The sequence below is a fragment of the Colwellia sp. MB02u-14 genome, assembly GCF_014076915.1.
Lineage (GTDB): Bacteria > Pseudomonadota > Gammaproteobacteria > Enterobacterales > Alteromonadaceae > Colwellia_A.
Map to the genome: position 1 here is coordinate 1 of NZ_JACGUX010000081.1, position 14,899 is coordinate 14,899.

At 35.8% G+C, this 14,899-nt stretch carries 18 protein-coding genes; 13 read left to right on the top strand and 5 right to left on the bottom strand.

The genetic code is table 11. From position 1 onward, the window contains the following. Positions 1-171 precede the first annotated feature (171 nt). From H4J52_RS14175 to H4J52_RS14185, 3 genes are all read left to right on the top strand, one after another. Complete coding sequence (locus H4J52_RS14175) at positions 172-552, top strand: hypothetical protein (protein WP_182177997.1); 381 nt, start codon at positions 172-174, stop codon at positions 550-552. 646 nt (positions 553-1,198) lie between these two features. Further along, positions 1,199-2,032, top strand: a complete 834-nt coding sequence (locus H4J52_RS14180; protein WP_310649644.1) for an alpha/beta hydrolase-fold protein — start codon at positions 1,199-1,201, stop codon at positions 2,030-2,032. Positions 2,033-2,574: 542 nt separating this feature from the next. Beyond that, positions 2,575-2,784, top strand: a complete 210-nt coding sequence (locus tag H4J52_RS14185; RefSeq protein WP_182179313.1) for a hypothetical protein — start codon at positions 2,575-2,577, stop codon at positions 2,782-2,784. Positions 2,785-2,911: 127 nt separating this feature from the next. Here H4J52_RS14185 and H4J52_RS14190 read toward each other — a convergent pair whose 3' ends face one another. Together H4J52_RS14190 and H4J52_RS14195 are read right to left on the bottom strand one after the other, a co-directional pair. Beyond that, positions 2,912-3,229, bottom strand: coding sequence for a CcdB family protein (locus H4J52_RS14190; RefSeq protein ID WP_182183581.1), 318 nt, complete (start codon positions 3,227-3,229; stop codon positions 2,912-2,914). Next, a complete protein-coding gene (locus tag H4J52_RS14195; protein ID WP_182179317.1) occupies positions 3,229-3,474 on the bottom strand; it encodes a type II toxin-antitoxin system CcdA family antitoxin in 246 nt (81 codons plus the stop codon). Before H4J52_RS14195 ends, H4J52_RS14190 begins: the two co-directional genes overlap by 1 nt. Before the next feature lie 422 nt (positions 3,475-3,896). Here H4J52_RS14195 and H4J52_RS14200 point away from each other — a divergent pair, with 422 nt between their 5' ends. From H4J52_RS14200 to H4J52_RS14225, 6 genes are all read left to right on the top strand, one after another. Then, positions 3,897-4,397: a GNAT family N-acetyltransferase gene (locus tag H4J52_RS14200; protein ID WP_182179319.1), complete on the top strand. Its 501-nt coding sequence runs from the start codon at positions 3,897-3,899 to the stop codon at positions 4,395-4,397. A gap of 127 nt (positions 4,398-4,524) precedes the next feature. After that, a complete protein-coding gene (locus H4J52_RS14205; protein WP_182179321.1) occupies positions 4,525-5,148 on the top strand; it encodes a class I SAM-dependent methyltransferase in 624 nt (207 codons plus the stop codon). Between the two features lie 250 nt (positions 5,149-5,398). After that, positions 5,399-5,539, top strand: a complete 141-nt coding sequence (locus H4J52_RS20545; protein WP_182179323.1) for an alpha/beta hydrolase-fold protein — start codon at positions 5,399-5,401, stop codon at positions 5,537-5,539. A gap of 152 nt (positions 5,540-5,691) precedes the next feature. After that, the gene (locus tag H4J52_RS14215) at positions 5,692-6,048 is read left to right on the top strand and encodes an alpha/beta hydrolase-fold protein (protein ID WP_182224982.1); all 357 of its coding nucleotides are present in this window, start codon (positions 5,692-5,694) and stop codon (positions 6,046-6,048) included. Between the two features lie 97 nt (positions 6,049-6,145). Further along, positions 6,146-6,949, top strand: a complete 804-nt coding sequence (locus H4J52_RS14220) for a helix-turn-helix transcriptional regulator (RefSeq protein WP_182179327.1) — start codon at positions 6,146-6,148, stop codon at positions 6,947-6,949. 93 nt (positions 6,950-7,042) lie between these two features. Beyond that, on the top strand, positions 7,043-7,600 hold the full coding sequence (locus H4J52_RS14225) for a YbhB/YbcL family Raf kinase inhibitor-like protein (RefSeq protein ID WP_182223867.1): 558 nt from the start codon (positions 7,043-7,045) through the stop codon (positions 7,598-7,600). Positions 7,601-8,282: 682 nt separating this feature from the next. Here the strand turns inward: H4J52_RS14225 and H4J52_RS14230 are convergent. After that, positions 8,283-8,456, bottom strand: a complete 174-nt coding sequence (locus tag H4J52_RS14230) for a hypothetical protein (protein ID WP_182179331.1) — start codon at positions 8,454-8,456, stop codon at positions 8,283-8,285. A gap of 237 nt (positions 8,457-8,693) precedes the next feature. Here H4J52_RS14230 and H4J52_RS14235 point away from each other — a divergent pair, with 237 nt between their 5' ends. The 3 genes from H4J52_RS14235 to H4J52_RS14245 all read left to right on the top strand — a co-directional run bounded on the left by H4J52_RS14235 (position 8,694) and on the right by H4J52_RS14245 (position 10,228). Next, positions 8,694-9,410, top strand: a complete 717-nt coding sequence (locus H4J52_RS14235; protein ID WP_182179333.1) for a riboflavin synthase subunit alpha — start codon at positions 8,694-8,696, stop codon at positions 9,408-9,410. 349 nt (positions 9,411-9,759) lie between these two features. Then, positions 9,760-9,984: a hypothetical protein gene (locus H4J52_RS14240; RefSeq protein ID WP_182179337.1), complete on the top strand. Its 225-nt coding sequence runs from the start codon at positions 9,760-9,762 to the stop codon at positions 9,982-9,984. Beyond that, complete coding sequence (locus H4J52_RS14245; protein ID WP_182179339.1) at positions 9,974-10,228, top strand: hypothetical protein; 255 nt, start codon at positions 9,974-9,976, stop codon at positions 10,226-10,228. Before H4J52_RS14240 ends, H4J52_RS14245 begins: the two co-directional genes overlap by 11 nt. 693 nt (positions 10,229-10,921) lie before the next feature. On the opposite strand, the gene H4J52_RS14250 is transcribed toward H4J52_RS14245, so the two are convergent. Further along, positions 10,922-11,158: a hypothetical protein gene (locus H4J52_RS14250; protein ID WP_182179341.1), complete on the bottom strand. Its 237-nt coding sequence runs from the start codon at positions 11,156-11,158 to the stop codon at positions 10,922-10,924. A 575-nt stretch (positions 11,159-11,733) separates the two neighbouring features. Beyond that, a complete protein-coding gene (locus tag H4J52_RS14255; protein WP_182179343.1) occupies positions 11,734-12,798 on the bottom strand; it encodes an ice-binding family protein in 1,065 nt (354 codons plus the stop codon). Between the two features lie 556 nt (positions 12,799-13,354). Here H4J52_RS14255 and H4J52_RS14260 point away from each other — a divergent pair. Then, complete coding sequence (locus H4J52_RS14260; protein WP_182179345.1) at positions 13,355-14,809, top strand: sigma-54 dependent transcriptional regulator; 1,455 nt, start codon at positions 13,355-13,357, stop codon at positions 14,807-14,809. Positions 14,810-14,899 lie beyond the last annotated feature (90 nt).

Sequence of the window (14,899 nt, forward strand, 5' to 3'; positions counted from 1 at the left end):
GGCATATTCCACTTATCAAATATAGTAAACTAATCGATTGATAAATGGATTGGTCCAACTATAAGCCATTCAAGCAGGACAAATAACAGTTGGCTATTTGCTCCTTCGTCGCTTATTTTAGCCAATTATTATTTGCCTCTTAATGGGGCGTTATATTTTACCGAGGTCTTAATGAATGCGCATGGTTCTTATAAATTAGAAGTTAATAGAAATACCGTTACTTTTATAGCTTATGATGCTTGGAATTATGAAGCAGCTATAGAATGGGGGAAGGAGTTTAAAAGTATTGTACTTCAAATGAATAATGAACCTTGGGCATGCTTGGTCGATCTAACTGAATGGGAGTTAGCAACACCTGATACAAGAAGTTATATATCTGAATTATATTTATGGTTAAACAATCAAAATTTAAAATATTTAGTTGTTGTTTTTGGCCTTTCGATTCAAAAAGAGATACTTGAAAAAACCTATAAAATCCTTACCAATGTAGAGAAAAAATATTGCGAAGATATAGGTAAAGCTAATAATTGGTTAAATAGTGTTGGCTTTTAAAAATATAACAAGGCATTCAAGCAGGACAAATAATAGCTGGCTATTTGCTCCTTCGTCGCTTCCTTTAGCCAACTATTATTTGCCTCTTAGTGGGGCGTTATACGTTTAGGGATGTTTATGAGTACATTGGTAGTTGTTAAAAAAATGGATATGCAACTATTGCTGATGAATCAAAGATTTAGAATTTACAGTTAAGCATTCAATTTTCAAATCACTCATTAAAATCCATCAAATATTGAAAGATGAATATTTTATAGAAACTAGCGAAAATGATGATCAACCAATCGAATCATCACAAATTGATGGCTTAATTTTAACACCGAATGGTATTTTTGAATTTGATAGTTATCGTGGCGTTGATGAATACAATAAGTCTTGGGCTCTGGTATGCTTTAGGTGCGTTGCATAATGCGTATGATTAAGAACAATCATCAGAAGAAATTGCGATAGGTGCTTTTAAAGCAAGTTGTAGTTTTGATGACGGTTCAGGTTTACCTGTGCAATTTGAAACTATAGAGCTAAAAAACGTATAACAAGCCATTCAAGCAGGACTTTTAACAGTTGGTTAGGTTCCGCTTCGTTTCACAATTTTAGCCAACCATTACTTAGCCTGTTATTTGGGCGTTATACGCAAAACGGAGTTTGGGTGAAATTTTTACCATTAATATTCATTTTAATTAGTTTCACTCAATTAGTTAAAGCACAAAATATAAGTTCTTTCGAAATACCTAGAAGTAGTGTAATCGAGATTAAAGATTCTATTTCCGATAGGGTTTACCCCATATTCATAAAGCTACCCGCGTCATATAAGCGGAATAATGAAAAATCATATCCTGTCATTTATTTAACGGATGCTTGGTACAGTTTTCAAATCGTTTCTGGTGCCACTCGTTTCCCAATGAATTCAGGTAAAATGCAGGAAGCGATAATTGTTGGGATTTCATATTCAAAAGGTTCTAAAGGACCTTCAAGCCGCGTTCGTGATTATACGCACAAGAAAGACACTAGTTGGAAACTTCAAACTGGAAAGGCCCTTGAACATGCTACTTTCATAGAAGATTCAATCTTCCCATTTATCAAATCTCACTACAGGGTAAATAATTCACGTACTTATGTAGGTAATTCTCTGGGTGGCTTATTTGGTGCTTATATCTTTTTAACTAAACCAGATATGTTTAATAACTATATTTTAAGTAGTCCGTCGGTTTGGTTTAATAACAGTGATATTCTTACACTTAAGTCAAAGCCCAATCTAAACACACACAATATATTTATTGCTGTCGGTGCTAGGGAAACTATTGAGCTCGATTCCCCGCAACATGATATGGTCAATGGTGCAAATAAGCTTGCGTCAAGGCTATCTGGGGAACAATTTCCAAATGTAAAAGTTAGGCTCTTGACAGTTGAGGGTGCAAACCATGAAACAGCGTTTCCAACCACTGCAATCCAAGGGCTGTATTGGCTGTTCAAAAAATCGTGATAATTGGGTATAACAAGTTACTCAAACGGACGCTAAACAGTTGGCTAGCTTCGTGCCCCACACATTTTAGCCAGCTATTATTTGCCGCTTAACGTGGCGTTATGCGGCATTGCGAATTCGATTAAATGTAATTGTGGTAGTTGTGTTGTATAAACGGCTTTGGCGTTTATTGCCTTTTCTTTGTCTTGGTTATTTACGCGTAATTAAATCTATTTAAGTTTTTTGGTTAAATAGTTTTTCGCCAAAAAAGTAGGTAAGTGATAAATTCACTTTTCATTAGTGGCTCAAAATTCACAGTTTAGTGTGTCGCAATACTGTGATTTTTTAAATATGTATTTTATGTCGTCAATATTTATATAAATTGTTTGGTTTGTGGTAGTGTAAAAGTCGCATAACAAGGCATTCAAACGGACAAAAAACAGTTGGCTGTTTTCACTCCGTTCAACATTTTAGCCAACAGTAATTTTCCACTTATTGCGTTGTTGGCTATACAGGTCATATTTTTTGGCACTAGCTAAAATTTACAAAGGACAGCATGGACAATGAATACGAAAAATAAAAGTACAAAATTACCTCTAAATATTCGACTTCTACTAGGTGTTTTTGCTATTCCGTCATTATTTTTAGCGTATATGGTTGGCACAATGGCATTGGAAGGCGATTATCAAGGGATTGATTATTTCGAATGGATATATTCATTGCTTGGTTTTGTCGCCATTTATATCGCAATATCTGGAAAACGAGTGTTTTAGTTTTCGCCAATTAGAATGTGTAAATAGTGTATAGCTAACCAGCCATTCAAGCAGGACAAAAAACAGTTGGCTATTTGATTCTTCGTCGCTTATTTTAGCCAACTATTATTTACGTCTTGATGGGGCGTTATATGCCCGTAATAGCAAAGTCGATCGCTGCAATAATCTCATCTCTTAATGATACAACTGAGCCAACAGGGTTTTTGAGTAAATTTGCTGGCATTGATGAAATCTGTGGTGTGAGTAAAATGAACTGTTCATTTTCATATTCTATCGCTGGAGTTAAGCCATCCATCTTTTCATTTCTAAAATGATTAAGCTTTCCTAAAGGGATCACAATTCTCGTTGCGAGATCGCTAATTAATGCATTTTGGATATCAATTATATATGGATATGCTTCCCTGCTTTTTTTACTTGGGTTGATGTATACATCAAATTGTGCCATTAAAACTCTCTAAACTCGTCACCAAAACAGCCATTTTCATCTATAAAATCATTGTAGGCTTTTATAGCGTTTTTATTTTCTTTTACCCACCTTTTAGCTTCAATACTTCTCAATTTATCTTTTAATGCTTGCTCTAAAGTTGCAGATAAATTAATGTTAAGTGCTCTTGTTTTCTTTAGTAAGTCACTATTTAGGCTAAGGTTTGTTGCTTTTTTAGGGGCTTCAAAATCGTATAATGCTTGCATAGTATGTCTCCAAGTAATCATTGTTTTTATTATGCGCACTCTAATGCGTATTGTAAAGGGCACATAACAAACCATTCAAGCAGGACAAATAACAGTTGGCTATTTGTCGAAGGAGATTATTAATGGAATATACACTTGTGAAAACATCTACGTATAAAGGATTAATCAATGAGGTTAACGACCTCATAAAGCAAGGTTGGATTCCTCAGGGGGATAATAGAAGATCAAAACGGTAGATGTTTACAGGCAATGATTAACACTTAAATTTACTGTAATGTAAAAGTATTACTTAGGCTTTATAAGCATATCCAAGTCTAACAAAAACTTCTAACGGAAAAAAACAGTTTGCTGTTTTCGTTCCTCAATATTTTAGCAAACAATTTTTAGCTTCTTATAGGGGCGTTATGGCAAGAGGTCATCGTATGAAAATACATTCTCGAAAGCTAAATGAAGCTGATTTTCAAGCAATGAAGGTTCTTCTTCTAAAAGAAGGTCCAAATGATTGGAATTACATTACAGATGAGAGCATGGTTCATCAATTTCAACTTATAAACCAAGGGAAAGCTGTAGCCGTTTTAGCCGAAGATACCAACATCGTTGGCTTCGCTGTCCTCATCATTAAAGAGGCGTGCCCGGCTAAATTAAGTAAGTATGCTGTCCTATCAGATATTGCATACATAAATGACGTGGTTGTGGCCTCAAGCCAAAGTGGTAAAGGTCTTGGCAGTCAACTTTTAAAAGAATCGATTAAATTTGCTAGCGATAAACAATGTAGCCATATCTATATCGAACGCCATGAAGAAAATTTGGCTTCTGCGGGCATGATGCGCAAGGCAGGGTTTAATCTGGTTGAGACATTCTATGACCCTGAAAAAAGAGCTACAGGTTCAAAAAACACTTCGGTGCTAAGCAGATGCACATAACAAGTTATTCAAATGGACACTAAACAGTTGGCTATTTGCTCTTTCGTCGCTTATTTTAGCCAACTATTACTTAGCCGCTTATTGTGGCGTTATGCATTTTAATCTAAAACTAGAAAGGAGCTAACTTTTGAGCTTTTATGAAAACAATATTCTTCCACATATTATAAATTGTGCTTGTTCTTCAAGTGCCATAATGGAGATTCGAGAAAAAGTAGTTCCTTTAGCTTTTGGAAATGTTTTAGAGATTGGTATGGGGTCTGCCATCAATCTGGATTTATATAATCCAGATAAGGTAACCAAAGTATGGGGGCTTGAACCATCTCTTGGAATGCGAAAAAAAGCGAATAAAAATTTAGCTAAATCACAAGTTAAGGTTGAGTGGTTAAACCTTCCGGGTGAACAAATCCCCCTTGATGACAATTCAGTGGACTCAATTGTTTTAACTTATACCCTTTGTACTATTCCTGATTGGTCTGCAGCTATGAGGCAAATGCATCGAGTATTGAAACCAAGAGGTAAAATCCTGTTCTGTGAGCATGGTCAAGCGCCAGACGAATCAATTAAGAAATGGCAAAATCGTTTAAATGGCTTATGGGGTAGGGTTTTTGGTGGCTGTAACTTGAATAGGACGGTGATTGAAAATATACAAATCAGTGGATTTTCTATAGATTGGTCTGAGAGCAATTATATAAAAGGTATGCCTAAATTTGCATCCTATATCAGCTGTGGTGTAGCAATTAAAAAGGCATAACAAGTTAGTTAAACGGAAAGATATTAGCTGGCCATCGCTTCGCGATTATAGCCAACCATTATTTTCCGCTTAGCGAGGCGTTATGTTTACCTGAGGTTTTGTACATAATCATCAAAAAACAAAAAAGGCTCTCAAGGATGAAATTTAAAATGTATAAATTTTTATTTTTGTATTTATATTATGTTCAAACATTACACTGGCACAGAATGCTTCCAACATAACTATTGGTAAACGCACTACAATTAAATCATTGATTCTAAATTCTGACAGAGAAATCCAGATTTATCTGCCAAACTCATATGACTTATATAAAAGCGCTACATATCCTGTTTTGTATCTCTTGGATGGGAGAACGTTTTTTCATTCATTTTCAGGAACTGTTGCTCAATAAAGCAGTGATGCAACACCAAAAATGCCAGAAGTGATTGTAATCGCTATCACAAGTTAAGATCGTGTAAGAGATTCATCCTCAACAAACTCACTTATTTGATACTGTGAGAAAGAAGAAAAAGGCCTTGAAGTCAGTGGTGGTGCAAATGATTTTTGAACTTCATAAAGAAAGAACTAATTCCTTTTGTTGATAAAAATTATCGAACAAATTCATATAGGACTTTTGTAGGTTATTCTTTTACTGGTTTGCCTGTTTTACATTCGCTATTTAATAGTCCAGAAACGTTTTATTCATATTTGGCTATTGATTTTAGTGCTTGGTGGGATGAACAAGTGATATTAAAGAATGCAAAAATTTTTTTTGAAAACTATAATGGAGCACGCAAAGATGTCTATTTGAACACTGTTGATAGGGCTATAAGTAACGTCTATCCAGAACGATATAATACAGTCTGGGGATTTATTCAAGAATTTGAAAAAGTCATCAAGAATTTCAATATGGACAAGTAACAGTTGGCTATTTGCTCCTTCATCGTTTATTTTAGCCCATTATTATTTGCCTTTTAGGGGCATTAGGCTCAAGTGTCACTCATAGGTATAGGCTTCCATGGTAACTCTACTTAGTACAATTAAAAACACTCTCAATGAAAATAGTGAGCAGCCTTTTTCGGTTTACACTTCCATCAAAGAGCAAAAGCTATTAAATGTCCCAATTGCGAAACCATTATTGATTGTAGTGCTGAGTGGGAATAAAGAGTTGGGTGTAGATAAAGAATTAACTTGTCATTCGGGTGAGTTTATCTTCTTATCCGACAGTCCTTCGATAGATATGCGAAATATACCTAAGGGCAAAGAGTATTTTGCTCTGTTAATCGAGTTTGATTATCAAGATTTCAATGGCCTTCAAGTCAATGCCTCTAATAAAAAGGAATATTTTATTGGTAAAACAACATTCGATTTAGAAAGCTGTCTAAAACAATTTATTGAAGTTTCATTATGGGCTCCAAAGCAATTGTGGTCACTACGAAAAAGAGAAATTATTTCGTTATTGTGTCATATGGGGCATGAAGAAATATTAACCATGCTAGGTAATCTTAAAATAAAAGATCGACTACACGAGATGTTTATTGATCAAGGCTTTCATGAATTAACCACTAAAGATCTTTGTGAACAGCTAGCAATGAGCGAATCTACGTTACGACGAAAGCTGAAATTAGAAGGTACAAGTATTCAAGTAATCAAGGACCAAGCCAGATTAGGCCTAGCATTACATTTACTGCAAACATCGTGTAACTCAATTGGTGTGGTTGCAGATAAATGTGGTTATCAATCACAGTCACGATTTACTGAGCGCTTTAAGAGGCGATTTGGCTTAACTCCTTCAGAATTAAGAAAAACTAAAAATGACTGATTAAGGCGACAATGTGATTGTTTTGGTACTAATTTTTCTAAAGACAAACTTTTAAGATAAGCCTTCAATTAATTACTACTAATTAGGATTATTATGCTTAATACAATCAAGCTTGTTACTGTTTTATCTCTTGGCATTTCGGCATCAGCCTTTGCGGGTTCTCTTACATTATCTAGTCATGATATTAAACACGGTGAGTTTATGGCTAAAGCGCAGGAATTCAACGGGTTCGGCTGTGACGGTGTGGATTTGTCTCCACATCTTAAGTGGTCTAATGCTCCTAAAGGCACAAAAAGCTTTGCTATTACCGCTTATGACCCAGATGCTCCAACAGGTAGTGGTTGGTGGCATTGGCAGATTGTGAATATACCAAAGAATGTAACGGAGATAGCAACAGGGGCTGGTAGTAAAAAGTCTGACATTGCTGGGCAGGGAAGCAGGCATATAGAGAATGATTATGGTAGCAAGGCCTTTGGTGGTGCTTGTCCTCCTTCTGGTCATGGTGTGCACCACTATCGTTTTACAATACATGCACTATCAGTAGAGAAATTGGATCTACCTGAAAATGCTTCTGGTGCATTAGCTGGTTACATGATCAATGCTAATACAATAGAATCTAATACTATTGAATCATTGTATAAACGAGATTAGCCTAATAAGTTGCTCAAACGTAAAAATAACAGTTGGCCATCGCTTCACGATTATATCCAACCGTTATTTTTCGCGTAGCAAGGCGTTAAGCATTCTTAGAGTATGAGTGTATTTATAATTTCATTTTTGGGTCGCATTATAGCTGCTTTAGGCAACATAAAAAAAGCAGATCCAACACCAGCTAATGGCACTGAAATAGTTGAATTCCCACGTTCAAAACTATCATATTTGCAAATGGTTGTGTTTTAATTCATGGGTGTGTATTACTATTTTTTAATTTCTGATGAACCACCATTTAGTATTAAATATAAAAATTCAACTGGTTGTCCTTCAATAGTACTTTAGGTATTAATAATAAAATCATGTGCTTGTATGCATTATGGTAAAAGCACAGTATTAAACCGAATGGTTAGTTTTAGTTTAAAGTGCAACAAAAGTAACTATTCATTAAAGCATTGCTCTGGTGTTTTATAGCCAAGACGCTTTCTTTTTCTTGTATTTAATTTAGCAGCGGTGATATTGCATCGTTGTTGAATTAACCCTTTCATCGATGTTCCTTTGACCAAGTATTGCCTGATTAACCCGTGCGTATTTTCGTTTGTTTACGCTCCCAGCAGTGGTGCAGATTAGCAAAGTAATGAAGGCAGTTAGTCGCTTCTTCTACTTTCTTATATTGATGAAATTAGGAGCCGTTATCAGAGGTGATTGTTTTAAATTGTTCGGGCATTTTATTCATGAGATTAATCGTTCGCTTGTTTGTTGATTTAGTCGTTCCATCATTTAATTGACCTATCAATGTGTAACCTGTTTTATGTTCAACGAGTGCGAAAATGCAGTGTTTAGAGGCTTTTTCCATCACGGTATCTATTTCCCAGTGACCTTTTTTTCTTGTATTTCAACGTTGGCTGGGCGTTAGGCGGCAACACTTTTTTATAAAGGGTTCAAATTGTCTGCTTGGTATTTTACCGTGTTGCGGTTATATTATTTTGGTCGTTCGTATTAAGTAATTGTAATTACAAAACTGTTCGCCTAACAAGGCATTCAAATCGACAAAAAAGTTATATATTTTCACATTCAATAATGAGAGGGTTTTATGTTTACAGGAATAGTTCAATCTATAGCTAAGATTGTTAACGTTAGTGACAAAAATGGTATTAGGACATTTATTATCGATTTCAAGGTTGGATTTTGTAATGATTTAGAGGTTGGGGCAAGTGTTGCAGTTGATGGCGTTTGTCTAACTGTAACAGAACTAATCTCAGAGGTTAGAGTTAAATTTGATATTATGTTACAAAGTCTTTTGATTACCGCTTTAAGCGAATATGAAAACGATTCAGATGTAAATGTCGAAAGAGCAGCAAAAGATGGCGCTGAAATTGGTGGGCATCCATTGTCCGGCCATGTCGATTTTAATACGCCAATTGAAAAAATTGTTCAGATTGAAGATAATTATTGTATACGTTTAAGTTTATCGAATGATTGGAAACGTTATATTTTCCCTAAAGGGTACATAGCGTTAAATGGAGCAAGTTTGACTGTTTCCCAAGTAAATAAACAAGAGAACTGGTTTGAAGTTTGGTTAATTCCAGAAACACGTAGAATGACTGTATTCGAAGATAAGATTGTCGGTGATAATATTAACGTTGAAATAGAACGTGGCACTCAGGTTGTAGTAGATACTGTAAGAGATACGCTTCATGAAAGTTTGGGCCCTTTACTTCCATTGTTCGAAAAGCTACTCATGGAGCAAGGTATCGATGTTAATTCATTAGGCCATAGTTCTGAACTGCCCGTAAGTAAGAGCAACTAAGTTGCTTAAACGCGATAATAACAGTTTGCCATCGCTTTGCGACTAATTTACCAACAATTATCCATGGTTTATCAATGGGAACTGTAGTTGCAAGTTATCTTGCCGCTAATAAATAAATAGATGCACTAATTCTTGATGGTGCCATTAGTACAGTTCCTGTGTTAGTAGATACTTTGATGCCTAGTTGGTCAAAACTATTTTATCACCTGAATTAGCAGAAATAAACAATGGTGATTTCATTAAAAAAGATAGAAAACCATTACTTTTCTTAATCGGTGATAATGATTAAAGTACTCCAATGGAAAACTCCAAATAACTTTACAATATACCATCAAGTCAGGTTAAGGTTTTGGCTATTATTCCAAATACTGAGCATGCCAAAACGATGAAAAAAGACAAAGCAATAAAAGCATATCAGGATTTTATTAATAAATTGGTTTGCTGTAAAAAGGCTAACAAGCTGTTAAAAAATAAAAATAACAGTTGGCTATTTGCTCCATCATCGCTTATTTTAGTCAACTATCATTTGCCTCTTAATGTGGCGCTTAAAGTAAGGGTAACCTATGCACTGTGACGAACTAATGACATTCTTATCTGATAATGGGAGTAAGGATTTATCAGCTTCAGCACAATGGATTAACCCAATACCTGATGATGCTTATGCTTTAATAGAAAAAATAGATATGGCGCTAAATATTGTTAAATTTTCCCAATTACGTTGCTCTGAAGAAGGTGAGAAAGTTTCAAATAACCATCTAGATTCTTTAATACGTTTAAGGTCAGAAATCAGTAATATTCTAGATGTAAAGCGAACGTAGTTTATCTAAATTTACTCATAACAATGCCTTAAAACTCGGGTAAAGCACAATTAATCACGGGTTGTTGCTCGTTCCTTGCTTATTTTAACCAGCTATTATGCAATTACACGGCAAAAGACAACAGTAATAATGGTTTACTGCTCTATATTTAATGCCCGTGTTGAATAACCTAGCTTTATACAGCTTACTCTTTAGGAAAAGGATTTGAGGTAAATCCTTTGAACTCGTTAACCCCAACAGGTAGAGCTTTTATTCTTTCATTAATACTCGGTGTTTTACTTGGACATTACACCCACATAAGTTTGTTAAACCACATTTCACTCTATTTTAGTCAGTATTTTTCTGCTTAAATAGGTATTACATTCAAAGTTATATAAAATAATTAGCAGTATTAAATTATTATGAGTACCTTTTTATGTTGTCTATATCTCATGGAGATTCTATCTTAGTATCTAAAATTCTGTCCGAATTACTATCAAAGCCAAAACGTACAGTTACGAAATCGGCCATGAAAGCATCACTGAATTCTATGATGCCATTATCTGTAGGTAAACCATCTAATGCTGCATTTTCAGAATTAATCAAACCTGCTCTGGCATTTAGAGCAAAATATATACAAAAAAATACAACTTAAAATAATAACGTTAGGTGGGGAGTTAGGTTTTATGTATTCTATTGTCATATAATTTCTCTTTATGCCTCGCATTTTGCAACGTTGAAGTAGTCAAATGAGTTGGGCACGGTTTTGTTATGCTGCTGGACACGAACTTTAAAATTAATACTATTTTTGGGTTTATGTGCTATTTGTGTATTCAAAATAGCAACGTTATATTCATGAACAAAGTAATAAGCCGCTTTTAATGAATAAGTTGATAAAGATTTTGCTGTAATAAAACAGAGAAGAAAACCACGTTCATTGTTAGTTGCCATCGCTATATTTTAACTTTTGGTGCTATTGCCATGATGTTATAGATCGGTAGCATGGATTTACTCAACTTTTTTACGATGAGCAGGGGGGTTAGATTATCTAAAAAAAAAGCAATATATCGCTCTCGCTAGAGCCATACTACCCCCTGAAATATGATTACTCGATGAAGCTAGAAGAGCTAATGATGCTGAAAGTGAGCATTATGTCTATTCGACATAAAAGGGTGATAAAAACTATTATTATTGTTATGCTTCAAAGGCTAGTATTAGATGTTGGTAATCAATAGTCACCACTAAAAAGTTGGCGGTTTTATCAGCGCTTGTGAGTATTATAGTTAATAAAATTAATGACTGAGTTTAAATGATAATATGTTATTTTTGGGTAAAATAATGGTGAATTTTATTTTCGTTACTATGACTTATTTATGACGCCTATTATAAGACTAGGTAGGCCTATAATAGGCGTCAATAGATGGCTAATAAGGAACCTCATTTATCTTGAATTTCCCTGTCACTCATTTAAACTAAGATAATACAGCCTTGTACCTAACGTAGTCTGTGAGCTTTATAAAAAAGGTTTACCAATTTTTCGGACACGTTTTCAATGGTACGGATATACCGTTTGACGCGACGCCATTTGTAATATTGAGGCTATCATTTAGCCCATTAATTGAGCCATCCCATGTGTCTGTACCGATGCAATTAGTCGATGTTAGTGAACCTATTCCAACCGCTGCTAGAGAAAATAAGTTTCCACAACTAACGTTTGAACCAGCACCGCCAGTTATTGCTCCATAAGAAAAAACAGTACCAATAAAAGAGGCCTGAGCACCTAGTGTTGCAGCACCCCCTATATTCCAAATAACACTAGCCCCTCCGCCAGCGTTAATTATTTCGAATATGTTACCAGCCCCTGCAGACAGAGCACCACTAAGATTAAAAATCCAAAGTGGACTCTCTTCACCATTGCCATCAAGCGTAATGGTCGCTCCCGCTGTTATGGTTAGAGCCGACCCTCCATATACTCCAGGTTCAAAGACATAAGACCCCAATGTTGTTGGGATAACAAAATCATTTTCGAGCTCGAATAAAGTTGCTTGAGCACTCACTATCTGTTCAAGCGCATTTACCATGTTTAGCGTTTGTTTATATGCATTTATACTTTCAGAGGTATCAGTGTAAGCGGTTATACTGTTTGCCCCCACGCCAGTAATTGCTCCTGCGGCATAAACGTCGCCTGAAGTAGAGCCAGCCCCCAAACCTACTGCTGCACCAGAATAGATGTTTGCAGTAGCACCATTAGCGCCGACTACAACAGCGGCAAGAGCATAGATATTTTCAGCACTGCCATTAGCGGCTATACCAGCAGCTTCTCCAGCATAGATATTCTCAGTGTTAGAACCATCTCCTATCGCAACGGCAGCGCCAGCATATATATTTGCAGTATAACTCCCTGCTCCTATAGTAATTGCCGCCTGTGCACCAAGATTATTACTGACAACGGCATCCGCTTCTATAGTGAGTGCAGCACCAGCAATGGCTGAGTAACCTAACAAGTCAGGACCGAGCAATGAGTCGGCTACCGACGCGGTTGAGTTGAGTAATATACTGCATAAAAAAATAGTCGACTGTTTGTTATTCATATACCTGCCCCTAACTTAAATATAAATTATATTGATCTGTGCCCATTATTATCGCCACTAAATCTCCTGGACCTTACTAGCCTCGATAAGGGGGTGTCGTATAACAAAAATTTGGATTAGCGTAATTAAGAAGAGCGCATGAGTTTCGTTAACGACTCATAAACTTCTCAGGTTACAGTTCTATATAGCCACAATCATGCCAATTTATTATGTTTTTTAACCTATTGATTTTATTTGTTTTATTTTTATTGGTATCGGTTAACCGATCAATTGGCACACTGATTTTCGCAATTTGCTAATAAAGGGACTTATTTTAAAAATATCTACTGAGATCTGATCTTTTCTATAACATTGACCAGAGAGTAATACTAAACCAGAAAACTAGGCTTTATTCATTGATTGAGAAGTCGTTCTTTCAATTTTCTAAGCTATGTACAACAACGTGCAGATATTTTTTTTATTTTATTCATCGATAAAAAAACTAATAAGTGAAAATAGCTTAAGAATGTGCCATTGTGAATATATACCTATCTAAGCAACTAAGTAGATATTGCCAATGACCAGACAAACTAATGCAAGTATTTTATTTGTTGATGATGAGATAAATATCTTATTATCTTTGAAGCGTTTGGTTCATGATTTAAACTTAGAAGTACATACCGCCATTACTGCAGAAGAAGGACTGAGTATTCTAGAGAAAAATTACATTGATATTGTTATTTCAGATAAAAATATGCCAGGCATGAATGGTAATGAATTTTTGGAAAAAGTTGCTATTGAATGGCCAGACACCGTAAGAATTATGCTGACTGCCTATACAGAACTGATTGATGTAATAAGCGCAATAAATGCGGGTAAAATATGGGGGTATATAAAGAAACCCTGGGATAACAAGGAGTTAAGGCTAAGTATACAGCAGGCCTTGATTTTTAGGGAAGTCCTTGCAGAGCGAAGCTTATTGCGCCATACCCTAGATCAGGTGCAATCTAAACGAAAACGTCACTTTGAACATTTTATCGGCCAATCTACGGCTATGCAATTTGTTTATGATGCCATCGAACATTGTGCAGTAAGTTCTGCATCGGTATTTATTACTGGGCCAAGTGGCTCAGGTAAAGAACTTGCCGCTGATGCCATACACAATTTAAGTCTGCGAAAAGATAAACCCTTGATATGCCTTAACTGTGCAGCTATTCCACGCGAGCTGATGGAGTCTGAAATATTTGGCCATATCAAAGGCGCGTTTTCTGGTGCGATATCAAACCGCGATGGTGCCGCGACACTTGCTCACAATGGTACTTTGTTTTTGGATGAATTAGGTGAGATGGATATCGCTTTACAGGCCAAAATCCTAAGATTTATTCAAACGGGGACTTTTCAAAGAGTCGGCAGCAGTAAAACAGAAAAAGTTGATATTCGATTTATCAGTGCCACCAACAGATTACCCTTTGAAGCTATCGCTGATGGCCATTTGCGAGAAGACTTGTATTATAGACTAAACGTTATTTCAATTAACCTGCCTCCTTTATGTGAAAGAGAGCAAGACGCCAGTCAAATAGCTCAATATTTTATTAATCGCTTTAGTGATATCGAAAAAAAAATATTTGTTGGTATGTCTGCTGATGCAGAAAAGTTAATCAATCACTACAGTTGGCCTGGTAATGTCAGGCAGCTTGAAAATATTATTCACAGTGCCGTGGTGATGTCAGAAGGCCCTTTGTTGACTGAAAATAATTTAGCTCGACAGTTACAACTCAACGAAGGGCAGGCGAGTAGACTGATCAGTAAAAGGCCGCCATTAGATACCTATAATTTAACAGACCGATTGTCGGATGAAGAATCTACATCTTTGTTTGACAATTATGCTGAGGTGCGCAGTTTAGCAGCCGTTGAAAAAGCAGCTATTGAACATGCTATTGCTGCTTGCAGCGATAATATTGTCAAAGCGGCCAGTTTACTTCGAGTCAGTCCTTCGACTTTGTATCGTAAGATACAACAGTGGCAAGAATAGCAATAACGCCATTTTATAACGCATTATCCATCTGTTTTTCTTTTTGCTATTTTTCGCTATCTGCAAATTATTTTTGTGCAAATAGCAAAA